This is a genomic window from Dysgonomonas termitidis, from assembly GCF_042654545.1.
In the GTDB taxonomy this organism is placed as follows: Bacteria; Bacteroidota; Bacteroidia; order Bacteroidales; family Dysgonomonadaceae; genus Dysgonomonas; species Dysgonomonas termitidis.
Window position 1 is genome coordinate 1 of the sequence record NZ_JBHSGN010000062.1, and the last position, 15,200, is coordinate 15,200.

General features: G+C 40.3%; 15 protein-coding genes. 7 read left to right on the plus strand and 8 right to left on the minus strand.

The window, feature by feature from the left end:
- Positions 1-608 precede the first annotated feature (608 nt).
- Positions 609-1,316, plus strand: coding sequence for a hypothetical protein (locus tag ACFO6W_RS08235; protein WP_379995193.1), 708 nt, complete (start codon positions 609-611; stop codon positions 1,314-1,316).
- 182 nt (positions 1,317-1,498) lie between these two features.
- Here ACFO6W_RS08235 and ACFO6W_RS08240 read toward each other — a convergent pair whose 3' ends face one another.
- Both ACFO6W_RS08240 and ACFO6W_RS08245 read right to left on the minus strand, forming a co-directional pair.
- A complete protein-coding gene (locus ACFO6W_RS08240) occupies positions 1,499-2,266 on the minus strand; it encodes a TPM domain-containing protein (RefSeq protein ID WP_379995195.1) in 768 nt (255 codons plus the stop codon).
- Between the two features lie 41 nt (positions 2,267-2,307).
- Positions 2,308-2,904 (minus strand): LemA family protein, encoded by a 597-nt coding sequence (locus tag ACFO6W_RS08245; protein ID WP_379995197.1) that lies wholly within the window; start codon positions 2,902-2,904, stop codon positions 2,308-2,310.
- Between the two features lie 775 nt (positions 2,905-3,679).
- Here ACFO6W_RS08245 and ACFO6W_RS08250 point away from each other — a divergent pair.
- Both ACFO6W_RS08250 and ACFO6W_RS08255 read left to right on the plus strand, forming a co-directional pair.
- A complete protein-coding gene (locus ACFO6W_RS08250; RefSeq protein ID WP_379995200.1) occupies positions 3,680-4,633 on the plus strand; it encodes an alpha/beta hydrolase in 954 nt (317 codons plus the stop codon).
- Positions 4,634-5,279: 646 nt separating this feature from the next.
- Positions 5,280-5,573: a hypothetical protein gene (locus tag ACFO6W_RS08255; protein WP_379995201.1), complete on the plus strand. Its 294-nt coding sequence runs from the start codon at positions 5,280-5,282 to the stop codon at positions 5,571-5,573.
- 114 nt (positions 5,574-5,687) lie between these two features.
- Here the strand turns inward: ACFO6W_RS08255 and ACFO6W_RS08260 are convergent, their stop codons facing one another.
- Complete coding sequence (locus ACFO6W_RS08260; RefSeq protein ID WP_379995203.1) at positions 5,688-6,581, minus strand: AraC family transcriptional regulator; 894 nt, start codon at positions 6,579-6,581, stop codon at positions 5,688-5,690.
- A gap of 407 nt (positions 6,582-6,988) precedes the next feature.
- Between ACFO6W_RS08260 and ACFO6W_RS08265 the strand changes: the two genes are divergently transcribed.
- Entirely contained in the window at positions 6,989-7,543 is a 555-nt protein-coding gene (locus ACFO6W_RS08265) for an outer membrane beta-barrel protein (protein ID WP_379995205.1), read from the plus strand.
- A 108-nt stretch (positions 7,544-7,651) separates the two neighbouring features.
- On the opposite strand, the gene ACFO6W_RS08270 is transcribed toward ACFO6W_RS08265, so the two are convergent.
- The 5 genes from ACFO6W_RS08270 to ACFO6W_RS08290 all read right to left on the minus strand — a co-directional run bounded on the left by ACFO6W_RS08270 (position 7,652) and on the right by ACFO6W_RS08290 (position 11,750).
- Entirely contained in the window at positions 7,652-8,206 is a 555-nt protein-coding gene (locus ACFO6W_RS08270) for a DUF1697 domain-containing protein (RefSeq protein WP_379995207.1), read from the minus strand.
- A gap of 43 nt (positions 8,207-8,249) precedes the next feature.
- Positions 8,250-8,918 (minus strand): YdeI/OmpD-associated family protein, encoded by a 669-nt coding sequence (locus tag ACFO6W_RS08275; protein WP_379995209.1) that lies wholly within the window; start codon positions 8,916-8,918, stop codon positions 8,250-8,252.
- A 160-nt stretch (positions 8,919-9,078) separates the two neighbouring features.
- Entirely contained in the window at positions 9,079-9,504 is a 426-nt protein-coding gene (locus ACFO6W_RS08280) for a VOC family protein (protein WP_379995211.1), read from the minus strand.
- 204 nt (positions 9,505-9,708) lie between these two features.
- Positions 9,709-11,127: a DUF5723 family protein gene (locus ACFO6W_RS08285; protein WP_379995213.1), complete on the minus strand. Its 1,419-nt coding sequence runs from the start codon at positions 11,125-11,127 to the stop codon at positions 9,709-9,711.
- A 17-nt stretch (positions 11,128-11,144) separates the two neighbouring features.
- Positions 11,145-11,750: a hypothetical protein gene (locus ACFO6W_RS08290; RefSeq protein ID WP_379995215.1), complete on the minus strand. Its 606-nt coding sequence runs from the start codon at positions 11,748-11,750 to the stop codon at positions 11,145-11,147.
- A gap of 222 nt (positions 11,751-11,972) precedes the next feature.
- On the opposite strand from ACFO6W_RS08290, the gene ACFO6W_RS08295 reads away from it, so the two are divergent.
- The 3 genes from ACFO6W_RS08295 (at position 11,973) to ACFO6W_RS08305 (ending at position 15,174) form a co-directional block, all read left to right on the plus strand.
- A complete protein-coding gene (locus tag ACFO6W_RS08295; RefSeq protein WP_379995217.1) occupies positions 11,973-12,722 on the plus strand; it encodes an alpha/beta hydrolase in 750 nt (249 codons plus the stop codon).
- Positions 12,723-13,008: 286 nt separating this feature from the next.
- Positions 13,009-13,308: a hypothetical protein gene (locus ACFO6W_RS08300; protein ID WP_379995219.1), complete on the plus strand. Its 300-nt coding sequence runs from the start codon at positions 13,009-13,011 to the stop codon at positions 13,306-13,308.
- A gap of 189 nt (positions 13,309-13,497) precedes the next feature.
- Positions 13,498-15,174: a fibrobacter succinogenes major paralogous domain-containing protein gene (locus tag ACFO6W_RS08305; protein WP_379995221.1), complete on the plus strand. Its 1,677-nt coding sequence runs from the start codon at positions 13,498-13,500 to the stop codon at positions 15,172-15,174.
- Positions 15,175-15,200: the final 26 nt, after the last annotated feature.

Below are 15,200 nucleotides of genomic sequence, written 5' to 3' on the forward strand. Positions count from 1 at the left end.
AACATATAGCTTATTTTTTCTACTCAGCCATCGCTTCCGATTTTAAACATAGGAACTTTTTATGTTATTTATTAAAAATCTTCCGGAACTTCCGCCATAGTCTCTTCATCCTTATCCTCCTTTTTTATTATCGTTTCCTCCTCAGGCAGATGTATCATTTCTTCCGTTACCCCAAGTATTTATTTCTTATATTAGTTAATGTTGTCCTGTATTTATCAGTACATTCTTTACAGGAGGATGCGACAGACGCTCCGGCTTTATCATCAATATCTTTAACTATAATATCCAGGTGCGTAAAAGTTAAGTTTTGTTTTTAAGGCTTGTGTCATAAATATACAATTAAAATTATGTAATTTAACAAAAACAAAAAAAATATAGCTGCCCAGTTATTTTTTTCTATAGCCTGAAGCATAATATAGAGAAAGTCCTGATAATAAAAGCCCTCGCAACGAAGTACATATAATCTTTATCAAAATTCAAAATATTTATCTATAGAATAAAGCTGTCAGTCATTAGCCTTCAGCTTTTATAAATAATATATTGACAAACGACAGCCTCTTTGCCGCCTCCCCTTTGGAGAGGGCGAAAGGAGCCAAACATTTAGCATTATGAAATATTCCAACAAAACCGCCACACGTATCATTGAAATGCTGGAACAAGACCTTTTCGGTATTTCCGAGATTTGTAAGATCGTTAATATCAATCCAAAGACTTTCTACGACTGGAAGAAAACCCGTTCCGATTTCAACGACGCGGTGGATGATGCCATTACCCGCCGCGAAGAGACGCTTGTCGCCTCGGCACGTATCGGACTGAAACAATTGTTAGAGGGTTATGTACAGAAAAAAGAGAAGGTCACCTATGTCCCTGACAAGGACAATCCGGTGGAGGATATGGTGAAATGCCGCGTAGTGGAAAAGAAATTCTGCCCGCCGAGCATCCGTGCTATAAAGTACGTGCTGGACCGTGAGGAAAGGAAGAAAGACAAAGACCGTTTACTGGCATCGGAGCGCCATCCGCTGGTCATTGAAGTACAGGACGAGGAAACCCGGCGTCAGCTGATGATATTAAAGGAGAATGGCTTCCGTCCGGGCGGCTCGCTCAATCCGGAGGTAGTGGCGGCCGTGGATAAGGAACTGGAGGAGGAAAACAAAGTGAAAGGAGAAGAAAGAAAAACGAAAAACGGGCATGAGCAGACGGAACAAGTTATAGAGCATCCGCCTGTCATACAATTACCTGTCGCCCCGTTAGAAAAACCCAAGCCGAAGAATCTCTATCCGTTTCTGCCGCCGGGATATACATCGAGAACAGATTAATTTCTGGTTACAAGTTTGCCTCGCCTTCGCTTCGGCGAATGTTATTTCTTCGCCCCAGGGCAGTTACGAGTTACAAGTAAAGAGGTTATTCTTCATTCTTAATGCGAATCGGCAGTTAAGTTTTTACGTTCGGTTTTTTTCTAACGCGACAGTCGGCTTGTATTTTTAAGATCATTATTTGTTCAAAAGCTACGTCCGGCACCACCGCCTCCGAAGCTACCACCGCCTCCGCCACCAAAGCTGCCTCCTCCGCTGCTCCATCCACCGCCGGAAGAACTTCCGCCTCCCCAGCCGCCGAAGCCGCCTCCAAAACCTCCGCCACGCCTGCGCCCACCCGAAGAAGGGCCTCCTTTGCTATTTTTGGAAATAAAATAGAGGATAAGTAATACAGCAACTACAAGCACGATATTTGCAATAAGAGAGCTGCCCTGATCATTATCTTCATCAGCTTTAAATTCTCCCGCCAGATATTTAATAATGGCAAGGGCTGCCGCTTTGGATGCATTGTAATAGTCCCCCGTTTGCAGATATGGGATCATATATTCGTCTATGATGCGGCCACAACGGGCATCGGTAAGTATATGTTCCACACCGTAGCCTGTGGCGATGAATACTTGCCCGCGTTCGTTGCCTATGCGCGGTTTTATCAGTATAAGCACACCGTTATTCTTGTCTTTTTGTCCTATACCCCATTTTTCACCCAGACGTGCGGCATAGTCCGATACGGCATACCCTTGCAGGCCGGTCACCGTTACCACATATATCTGTGTAGATGTGCTGTCATTATACGCTTTCAGTATCTGCTCCAGTTCGTCACGTTGCGGGGTTTCGAATGTCCGGGCAAAGTCGTTAACGAGCCTCGGAGGCGACATTGGAGAAGGCAGATCGTCTTGCGCCTGTAATGAAATGGCGACAAACAAAAGCAAGAATATTCTAAATATCCGTTTCAATTTTGTAATATGTTAACTGCTGACTATTGATTGTTACCTAATTAAAATTCTACTTTAGGCGCGCTCTGAGCCGATGCGTCCGCTTCAAAATATCCTTTCTTTTCGAAACCGAACATGCCGGCAAAAATATTTTTAGGGAACATACGAATGTAAATGTTATAATCCCTCACTTTTTCATTAAACTTATTACGTTCGGTAGATATACGGTTTTCTGTTCCGGTAAGTTCATCCTGTAAGGCAAGGAAGTTAGTATTTGCTTTCAGGTCGGGATAATTTTCCTGTACCATCAGCAAGCGTCCCAGGGCAGCTCCCAGTTGTCCTTGCGCTTCCTGGTATTTTTTGATATTTTCTTCAGTCAGCTGGTCTGCGTTCACATTCATTTGTGTTGCTTTTGCACGGGCATCCACCACTGCCTGAAGAGTTTCCTGCTCGTGTGTGGCATACCCTTTCACGGTGGCTACCAGATTAGGAACAAGGTCGGCACGGCGCTGATAAGCATTCTGTACCTGAGCCCATTGCGAAGTTACACCTTCTTCTTTTCCTACCATACTGTTCTGAAGCGACTTTGCATACATAAATACAATCAGTCCGAGAACCACAAGCACAATAATGGCGATTATTCCTTTCGTTAATTTCATTGTTTCTGTTTTTTTGAATTAATATCAGATATATTTATGACTAAAACAACAAGGGAGAATGTTTTGTTGCTGTGATATATAATTAAGCCATAAAAGTATTAAATTATGTGGAGATTTCACTTAAGTAAGGTCGGTAATTAGGGCAAACGCGCGAAATTTAGCACCTGCTTAAATTTTATAGCTGAACTTTTTTATAATTATTCTGAGATATTTTTTTTGATACCAGCGGCCAGCGCAGCTAATTAGCAGCCTCGATCAAAAGTAAAAATGACACCGGATTTATTTTAAAAGAACCCTATGAAAAATTTTCGTTAAATTTTAAACGGGCTCTTGATCTTTTCAAAAAAGTTTATCTATATGTATATGATAGCTTTTAGCCATTAGCTGATAGCTTTTAGCTCTTTGAAATGATGAACGAGCCCCCAAGGGGGACTTACAGAGAGGAAAAAAAGGAACAGATAAAAAATAGTGGAAAAGTGTAACTTTTGCATACGCTTCGCTCCGCTCAGCAGGACAACGTACAGCACTGTTCACTGATATATCTGTTACTTCTATTACTTTTTAACTGAATATAGTCAATAAATCTAAATGCGCCGATAAATTATAAATCGGGTTTTGCTTCTTCACGCCTTTGCGGGAGAATATTATTATATATTAATATATCCATAAAGAATAATTTATAACTTTAGGCATGTTTCAAGGATTCAATATCTCCGGTTAGGTGTACAAATCCGGGCAGGCGGCGTTAACTCTGAAAAATAAAAAATAAAAAACTATGGACAATCCTCCATACAAAGAAGATATACTGAAAGACGGATTCGAGTCGCAAACCCTCAAATTGGGAGATGATTACGAGGGCACAGTTACAGCTACCCTTATACGCCGCCTGTGCAAAAGCGGAGCCGAAAAAGCGATATTGTACATACACGGATTCAACGATTATTTCTTTCAGTCGGAGATGGCGCACCGCTTCAATGGCGAGGGGTTTAATTTTTATGCCGTCGACCTGCGAAAATACGGACGTTCGTATCTCACCCATCAAAAATTTAATGATATACGCAATCTGAAAGATTATTACGAAGAGATACTCCAATCTTTGAATATAATACATAGCGAAGGAAATAAAGAGATTCTTCTGTTTGGCCATTCCACAGGCGGACTTATTTCCACTTTATTTGCCAAAGATCATACGAACAGCAGATTGTTTGATGGACTGATACTCAACAGCCCCTTTTATGAATTTAATCTCGCTAAATGGATCAAAAGGCTTTTGCCCCTTGTATCTTTTATCGGGCGGTTTATCCCTAAAGTTACTATTCCAGGAGGGTTCAGCGAAGAATATGGGAAGAGTATCCACAGATTATACAGGGGGGAATGGGAATATATACTGGATTGGAAGCCTAATCTCGCTCCTAAAATAAATCTGGGGTGGTTGCGTGCAATTCACAAAGCCCAAAGTGAACTGAAAAAAGTATTCTATATACCTAAGCCCATATTAATATTGCATTCAGCTCAGTCGGTAACGGATATCAAAAACTTGGAACAAGTATCGGGCCGCGATGCTATATTGAATGTAAATGACATTGAACGCATAGCGCACAATATAAAAGGTAATGTGGAAATACTTTCTGTAGAGGGAGGATTACATGATCTGATATTATCGGCGGAGAATGTACGAAACAATGTCTACAATATGATATTCGATTGGATAAAACTAAATGATCTGTAACTCACCATTTCTTTTTCCTACCCTATCTGTTTCCCGGGATAAGGCATTCTATTTGCATTGTGTATATATTTATTAATTAGATAATTAAATGCAAGAATAGTGTATTGTTTAATATAAATATAATCCATTCTCATATATGATCTTATATTAATTATTATATTTTGTTTAGATGCTAAAATAAGAAAAACCTGATTTAATAAGGATTTTAAAGAGTAATTTATTATTTAATAATCAGATGTAATATATTACGAACAATGTGTATATAAATAAATATATCGACCATTCTCAAACTGTTCTATCTTTTGAACTAAAAAAAACGTTAAAAAATATACTTCTGATAATATTACTGATCCTTATACATACCTATTGTTTCTCCTATAATCTTCAAATCCGACTATCAGAACATTTATTCCTCTCAATAGGGCTTTTATTAACCGGTTTCATTGATGAACTTTACAAAACGATAAGTCATATAAGGAAATGATGCAGCTTTCTAAAAATAAAGAAACAGGTACCTTACAGGAAAATAATATTTCCTCGGTTTTACTTTCGGCAGTATCTCAACTGGCAAAGAACATTGAAACTAAAAAGCCGGGCTATCCGGCAGATCGCTGGAACGGTAGTTTCTGAATAAAATTATCTGAGTATGAAAATAGCACTATTCCTCAAAAAAGACATAATAGACGAAGCGTACCTGGATACAGTACCTATTATTGTATTGCACATAGACAGTAAATCGGTAGTGGAGATAGAAAAAGACATTATCGTGAAGAAAGACGTCAACTATGTAGCGCTTTGGTTATTAACCAACCGCATCAAAGAAGTGTATGTAATGGATATTGACCCTCTGGTGAAAAAGCTGTTTGAAAAGCTGGGAGTTGCAGTCAAAAAATTCGAAGACATAGAAAAGCATCCTCTGCTAAAGCGATTTATGTCATGAAGCAATATCCGGTATGGCCGGTCTCTTTCTTTATGTCGGAAGGATTCATGCAGGTTAATACCTGTTTTTCAAAATGTTACTACAGACATCTACCCTGCCTTATAATTATAAAACTTAGTTTTCCCGATACTGCACCGGTGTCATTCCAGTATGTTTCTTAAAAAAGCGCCCGAAAAAAGACGGATTGGGAAAATTCAGTTCTTCCGAAATCTGCAAGATAGTCAGGTCTGTAGTCTTAAGCATATATTTTGTAGATGAAATAAGTATCTCATTTATCCACGAGAAGGCTGTGCGGCCTGTACGTTCTTTTATGATGGTAGACAGGTATTTGGGTGTCAGGCACATCTTATTGGCATAAAACTGGAGCGTTTTTTCCTTTTTATGATTATGCAGTAATAGCTTGAAAAAAGTAAAAACCTGCTCTTTCTGATATGAATTAGCATCTGACATCGTATCTGTTGCGGGATTATCTTCCGATTCCTTTATTTTGTTATAATAAATAGCTCCTACTTCTATTAATAACGCGTAGAGGAGACTTTTCGCCATTTGTTCCCTAAAGGGATGATCCCGACGTTTGTATTGGGTTACAATAAATGAATGGAACTCAAGCAGTTTCCCGGCTTGCGCCTCCGATATATGAAGGCAGGGCGACTGTATTATGCTCATCGAGATATCAAAATTACTTGAAACAGGTATTTCCGTTAGAAAATCGGGTGAGAAAATAAGGAACTCAGTCATCATGTCGTCACTCTGTTCAATGATCTCGAGTACATAACTAGGTAAAATGGTCAGTATAGTTCCCTTCTTGGTTTCATATTCCTTAAAGTTTATCTTTATCTTTCCCACACCGCTGATGCAAATGGCAAATACCACCCCGTCGATAATGATGGGATAGTTCGATGACATAGAAGGGAAATGTACCGCCTTATCCGATACGATAAAGTTTTTGATCGCGAACGGGTCTATCTGTTCCGAAATATCTTTGAGTTGTACTTTAGATAAGTTCATATGGTCTGTTATTATTTCTTCACGCTATCGGTATAAATAATTATCGGCACCCGGGGGCCTTATGAGTTCTTACCCGTAAAATAATGAAAAGGCAATTTATATCATAACATCTCTAATTTTTAAAGGCCGGATAACCTCATATTTACAAACGTACTATTTTTTATTCAAAAGCGACCTTTTTCCTTTATAAGAATTTCAGGACATACTGTAGGAATATCAGAACATTAGCCGGAAATACTTTTTCTTCATTTTTTGCGAAATAAGAATAATAGGACATTATTACCGCCATACGGGGCTTTTTTCACCATTGGTTTTGCACGACCTTTGTCATGTATTCGAAAGCAATGTAAGGTAAGGTGAATACGAAATAAAGATTAGTTAGGTTATCAATTTTAAAATGAAAGATTATGAAAAAGCTATTTTTTACACTTGCAATTATGTTCGGTTTGACTTCGGTTGTTAATGCCCAGACAGGCAAGGTCTGGATAGGTGGTAGTACAGGTTTTAATACAAGCAAAATAACAGATGGCGAACGATTGACAAATTACAACATAACACCTGAGGTGGGCTATATGTTGTCGGACAACTGGGGCGTAGGAATGAAACTGGGATATGCACATAAAGAATATAATGTGCCGGATGGTAAGGCTAAGTCCGACGGGTTCACAGTAAATCCGTTTGCGCGTTACTCATTCCTCAGAGGAAATATAGGTGGTTTGTTTGTTGATGGCGGCGCCGGATATACTTACAGTAAGGTAAAATCTACCGATACGAAGGTGCATGAGTTGGAAGTCGGCTTCAGACCCGGCGTTGCCATCAATGTTTCCGACAATCTGACCCTGACCGGAAAATTCGGATTCTTAGGCTATCAGTATGAAAAATTCGGCAGCCAGAAGACCAATACTTTCGGCTTCGATTTCGACCTCAGCCAGATACAATTAGGTTTAAATTTCGTGTTCTGAATAACTATATAAGCAATTACTCTAAATTACTCAAAAATCTCTTCAAAACATTGAGAGGCTGCTCCCGGGATGGAAGCAACCTCTCGCTTTTTATTGTAGTTCATTTGCTTATTTCATGGTTTTCCCCAACTCCGCTAATTTGCTTATCGTTCTAAAATTACGTGATGTGAATGGAACATCCGTTTTCTGTATACTGCCCGCTAATTTGGAATTACGGATACTCTTACAAAACAGCAGGTATATATCCCGCCCTGCTATCTTGTATTCATCTCCTTCCTTATCATATTTTATCAGGCGCCCGATATCTTTTGATGACGGATTCCGGGAAAACATAGATACATACAATACCTCACCTTCCGATGCAGCCATAGCCCCGGCTATTTTTTTCAACGTGAACGGGCATCCCGCTATAATGGTTTCCAATTCGCTCAATGTCCTCAATATTACGGCAACAGGAAACCCGAAAGTACGTTCTATAGTTGTTTCTATTTCTATGCGGAGTTGTTCTTCTTCCTTATCGGAAATAAACAATACATTACCGCTCTGAATGTATGACTGTACGTTTTGAAAGCCCAAATTTTCGAATACTTTTTTCAATTCAGCCATCTTTATAATATTCTTTCCGCCGACGTTAATACCCCGCAATAGTGCTATGTAGATCATAATTAAATATATAAGGAACTTTAATTTTAAATTCTTAATTAATTTATTTTCTCTTATCCGCCCTGTATAAATCAATGGACTTATAGCCCTTTCGAATAATGCCGGCCATCTCGTCAAGCCGTTTTTTTACAGTTTCCTCCGAGCGTGTATTATACACGAAACGTGCCCACCCTCGCTGATAACCGGGCGTAAGGTTATTAAAAAAAGCAAGTATCTCTTTATCTTCAGCGAAGTGTTTTTGCAGATCAGGAATACGGCCTATATAATCTGAAACGCACTGGCTGAGTTGATTTGCCCGGCCCTTCCGCGTTTCTTCATGTTTAAGCCCGATAAGAGTGAATGTATCATCAAAAGCCAGCATTTTAAAAAATTTCAGCAAACTGCCTTTTACATAACCATCGTCGTCCACGTCCACCCGCTCAAAAAAATCGTCACGGCCGATATACTCTTTATACCTCTTATTTCCTTTTTTGGGATAGATAAAGAACAGATTGCCGCCTCTATCCAGCATATCCTTCTCTATGACCATCTGCAATTTCTTCATAAATTCATCCAGAGTGAAGACAAATGCAAAAATGGTATTGTATTTTTCCTTTTGCACGCTATTGTCAGGAAGCAGGCTATCCAGGTCATGTATATCTCCGGGTTTATCCAGCGCCAGCACACTCCCGTAAGTATTAATTCTCAGTTTATTTATTATCTGTCCGCTCATAATTATATCGTATAAGGCATTATGTGTTTTCGGTCTGCAATTTAATATAAAAATGAGAACTCCGTACCCTCGCCTGAAAAATCATTCTGAGGATACGGAGCAAAAATTTTGTTCAATTTATCTAAAGGTTGAAAAGTCTGTTCACTCTTTTGTTTCTCCGTTATATTTTATACTCATAATTTACCATCCATAAAACTTCGAATTTATCTGTGAAATGGCCGAATAATGCGCCCCAAAACATTTTATCCAAAGGCATTATCACTTCCCCTCCAGCCGAAAGCTCATTGAATATACGCTGAGTTTCAGCTTCACTATTCATATTTACCGATAAAGATATATTGTCTCCAAACTTAGTCCTGATACCAAATACTTCGGATGTATCGGAACCCATAAGAATAGTTCCGCCTCCTATAGGCAATGACATATGCAGTATTTTTTCTTTCTCTGTATCGGGGAGCGGCTGTTCCGAAGGCATATCTTTGAAACGGCTCAGGTATGTAAATTCACCGCCAAATACAGATTTATAGAAATTGAAAGCAGCCTCGCAATTACCGTTGAAGGAAAGGTAGGGATTAACTGTTGCCATTCGTATTTTAAGTATTAAATCATTAGATACTATTACTTTAACTGTATGGCAGTATCAATTAACAATTAACCGTATTATTTATCTTATCTGCCTTTCAAGATATTAAACATTTTTGGGGTTAATAATGTTTTCAAAAGTGAATAATTATTTTCATAAACATTTAATACACTGTATATAAGGCGTATATTGTCAATAAATGTTGATTTATTTTCGCCTTTCTCCTAATGGAATACTTATTCCAAATTGAAAATTAAGCGCCCGACTGGTAGTAGGAATAAAATCTGATGAAATATGAGGCGTTGCATAATCACTCGCGAGGAACAAATTCAAACCTTTGGAGGGTACAATATGGAGTGCCAGACCAAATGTATCGAACTGACTGTGATTGACCGAATAGGTCAGACTGGTTGCAAACCATGTACAAGGACGGTAATTAGCAGAAAGGGTGAATTCCGAAATATTGGAATAACTGCCGAAACGGATGGTATATAATGCTCCTCCGGAAAGTTTATTCTTTATCAATTCGTATTCGGCTCCCAGATTCATATTCATACGAAGCATGGATGCCCGCCCCCTTTTGGTCTCCCCTTTCAGGTTCACTGCTTTTTTTATATCGTCCAGCGCGTCCTGAAAAACATCGAATACCGAAGAACCGTCCCTTTCATATATCGAATAATCGTTAGGGGAAACAATTACCTCTGTTTCGGGAGATTGCAGGTTTATGGTATTAGCCTTAGACCATGATATAAAACCAATATCGTTTATTGCTCCGGAAATCTTCAAACCGTTCAGAGCCGGAATCAGTTCTCTCACGTCATACACCACACCCATATCTATACCCAGTCCTAAACCCGGCAGATTAAAACTACCGAAAGTAAAGCCATCCAGATTTCCTTTTTCATCGTATCTGGGCGCTATGCCGGGGGCGGAACCGATTAGCGTGGCTTTTGATTTTGCTTTCCAGTAATCGGGACCAGCGTCTATATTCAGGCTTTTGGTATCTAATTTAAAATCGGCCAGCCCGCCAAGAAATTTCACCCGTGCACCCAATGTTAGTTTCTCATTCATAAACATACGTGAATGTGCAACACCGATTTCTATAAACGAATAACCCGTGGCATGCAGGTCGGACAGGTCGTATGTAGACTGCTCTTCCTGTCCGAATCCTCTTTTCAGAAGTTCAAAAAACGGTTTCGGAATATTAATATCTGCATGGGTTCTTATACCCAGATCGATATTCCAGTAATCATCCCCTTTGAAAAAGCCCAGTCCGAAAAGCTTTATATTTACATCCGTATTGGCATAATTATCGTAGGACAGTTTTGACAGAAATTGCTCTGCACCTACACTCTGATGCATAAAGGTCACACGCCCGCCATCGGGCCCCCTGAACGTAAAATTGTGTAAATTGATTTTATTCGTTTGCGCATTTGCGCCTATGCCGGGGAGCACTGGAATTACAAGGTATCCCTGTTCGGGACGTAATGCCGGATTAAGGCTGTTTCGGAGATAAGAGGTCTCCATAAAATAGTCCGATTGAGTAACCTGCCCATATCCTCCATTTATGGAGAAAATGCATAAAATGGTTATCGACACGGCATGTAGTCCTGTAATAAACTTCATATTCCTATCAACTGTGTTTAAAGTTCATAGTAGAAGCCACCGGTTTTTACTATGGCTCCCCATATATACAGGTAGTCGTCGTTGCTCAACCATAAAGTAGCATCTTTTGATTTGAGGACAATTATAAGCTGCAAATCGGAAGCATTCTCCATATATTGCATGTACCCGGACGTAATCTTGACAGAGAATTCCTGTTCTATTCCGGTAGTCAGCGTTTGTTTCGGTATAATGACTTGGGCAATCCTTTGCTTTTCGGTATTGATGATATTGAAATAGACATCGAGTGACACTCCCCTGGTAGCCACATAAATATCTATTTTTGCAGATATTTCCACCGTCTCGCTGCCTTCATAAAAAAATTTCCGGACCGCATTATCGTCAAACAGTCCGCGTATTGTATCGCTCAACGCGATAGAGCCGTCAGGAATAGGTATCCCCCACGACCCGTCCAGTTGCGGCAAACCTTTTATATATATTGTATCAATATCGCCTAATGGAATAGGCGGAATACTTATTACTCCGCTTTTATCCATATTCCCCCAGTCGTAGTCTTTATCGACACAGGCCTGCAAGCCCGACAGGAGTATGATGGCCAGGAATATATGGCTGTACTGAAGTCTCATTTTGGCCGATTTTTTTGCGATTTCCGTATTATATCCGGTTGTAACAACAAATTTAAAATATATAAACCGGAAATCCTATTTTTTAACGGAAAAGCAAGGTGAAAATGGTATATAAATTTATTTTTAACACTGTTTTTACTGATATTAACTTAATTAGACCCGGTTGTTTATAAATTAAAATCATTATCTTTATATACCTGAATATAACACTGTAAACCAATAATGACACAGGACAAAAATACCGGAAAGGGAATATCAAACCTGCTGAAAAGAATGTGGCAGGGTATTGTGGGAACAAAGAAGAATGACGTCACTGTGTATTTCATATCGGGCATGTGCTACAATTGCAGCGTATTTAACAACCTGAAATTACCCAGGGGGTTCAGGAAAAAATATATAGAATGGCATATTCCCCGGCCCGATGAATCGCTGGATGAGTATGCGCATGTAATGGCCGGAAAGATAGATACTTCGCGCCCTTATGTATTGGTAGGTTATTCGTTCGGTGCTGTTATCATGCAGGAAATGGGCCGTTTCTTGGAACCTGTAAAAAGTATAATAATATCGTCTTTCAAAAGCGAAGATGAAATCCCTACCCTGTTCCGTGCCGTGAAAAGAACTAATCTGGCAGAACGGGTGCCGATGCGTGTATATTCTTCTACTGAATTTATAACCAACGCATTCAACCGTTTTGTATATAATATGCCTGCTTCGGAGTTGTCGGAAGTAATGACATATACCGACCCGGCATATATTAAATGGGCTGTGAAACAAATTACAGAATGGATACCGGGAGGAAACCACAAGCATCTGTATCATATACATGGCACTCTGGATCAGATATTTCCCTATGAACATATAAGAAATGCATTTCCGGTCGAAGACGGCGATCATCTGATGGTAATAAAAAAGGCAGACGTTGTAAGCTCTGTTCTTAGCGGGATATTACTGATGAAGGAAGAAGATGAATAATATGAACCAGAAAAAACATAGGCTACAGTTTTATAAGATAATAAGTAGCACCACCCACCTTATTACCCATCTGTAGCCTGCTCTTTTACCTAAATTATTGCAGTTATACAGGTTATCCGTATCATTCTATACGTCACAAGAACGCCGTCATACACTTTTGCTGGTATAACATATACGTATTAAACAGTCAATAAAATTCTCTGCTGACTAAAAAGTTTAAAGAATTGTTTTTTCATGAAGCTTAGCGTGTACTTGTGATCTTACCGGTTGCAAATATATATAATATTTGGAGAAAAAACTCGATAAGTACCAAAACTCTCAATATAATTTTATCTATTATATGAAGTTTGTATTGGTCAAACCGAATATTTTTTTTAACTTCGGGGCATCAAAGTATTTAGATGTGGCTATAGAAAGACAGAAATTGCAATACAAAAACACAACTTTTCCTACCATTTTTTTCTTTGAAAATTTGGAAGTTAGTTTTATTTTGTTAGAGAGAGAGAGAGAGAGAGAGAGAGAGAGAGAGAGAGAGAGAGAGAGAGAGAGAGAGAGAGAGAGAGAGCTTATTAGCTACTACCCTTAAAAAAATAATCCACTATCATTTCTACAGTTTAATTGATTGCGCCCATATATGGGTGCGCAAAATTTACACATTTATTCCGAAATCACAATACAGGGTATATTCTGTTTTCCGGCAGAGTACGCCCTGTATTATTTTTCTCCCGGGGAAAGATAAATCCTATATTATGATTTTAATTATGAAACTACAATTATGGAACGAAAAACTTTAAAACTATTGGTCATAGGCGCATTATCCCTTATGACTTTACAACTGCAATCGCAAGTGACCATCGGTTCGGGTCTAGAACCCAGACGAGCGGCTTTGCTCGACCTGAAAACCCGCCAGGGCGCTGCGGGTACGGTATCTTCCGTTTCGGATGACGCTAATATCACTTCCGGATTGGGTGACGGCGGTTTGCTGCTTCCCCGCGTAAAACTGGTCAGCATCAGTACCCTCGAACCATTTATCCCGACCAGCGATCCTGACTTTACAGCCAATACCGACAACCTGAAAGAGCGCCTTGCCGGACTGATGGTGTATAATATCACCAACAACGGTGTGGGTAGTACCCTCTATCCTGCTGTTTATACATGGAACGGAGCGATATGGGTTACCTCACAGGCTAACGAGGCCGTATCGTCTATTACAGGGCAACCCCAACAGTTCACCTTCTACGAACTGGGTACTGAAACGGCCGCACCGCTAACCTTTACAGTAGACGGGCTGGGTACATGGACGTACCAGTGGTATCAGGTAACGGGTAATAATGTGCATGTGCTTATCGGTACACCTATTGGCGGAAGCGGGACCATATCGGGCATAGGAGCTACCACTACTTCCTTCACTCCTGCTGGAGCCCTTAAAGGCACTACCCGCAATGCCAATAATACAGGCTTTTATAAATTCTACTGCATCGCTACAAGCACCCTCGGCGCAGAATTAACCTCCGACATAGCCGAAGTAGCCGTGGGCTGTGGAGCTAAGAATAATGCCGGCGAATGGATTTCCTTTATGTGCTTTAACCTGGGAGCTACCGACCTGACTATTGCCGCACAAAGAAATCATCCCATGACCAATATTCTTAACGATTCAGACGGCAGGCATTATTATATTGCAGGAGAAGAAAACCTTTACGGCGACTTGTACCAGTGGGGCCGTATCGGCGACGGACATCAAAAGCGGGGAGCCGCACAGGGTTTTACTGTCGGAGCAAACACCGCGGGGACAAATCAGGTAGCCTATGGTTCAGGTCCGACGTACGAGGACGGCAATCTGATTGGTCCAACAACGCGTTACCCATGGAGACAGGTGGCCCGTACGGACGCTACTCATTACGGTATGTTTATTTACGGAACAGGTTCAGGACAAAATTACAACTGGGCATATAACTTGCTTGCAAACCAGATAGACCAGTTGTGGCGTACCGGACGTTTTGCCCCTAATGATCCCTGCGCCAAGATCAAGGAAGACGGGTTGACTTACGAAAGCTACTACCCTGCCCAAAGTAATAATATTAATGATGGCAGTGCAGATACGAGCTGGCGCACACCTTCGCAGGACGAATGGGGAAACCTGTATAAAGGCGGTACTGTTTCGGGATTTTCGTCAACAGCCACAGCTAATACCTGGGTATGGTACAATACTAACGGTCGTGGGTACGAAATCAGACCTGACGGCGCCACTACAACCCTCTTTTTGCCTGCTAATGGCACCCGGAGCTACGGCAGTGGCTCGCTCTACGGCCAGGGCGTGAACGGCTACTACTGGAGTATCAACATTATCAGTACAGATGCGTACGGCCTGCACTTCAACAGTGGTAGCGTGTACCCTGCCTACAGTATCTACCGCGCAGAAGGCATTGCTTTGCGTTGCATCAAGAATTCATAATCCGATTAAGATTTTATTAACTATAT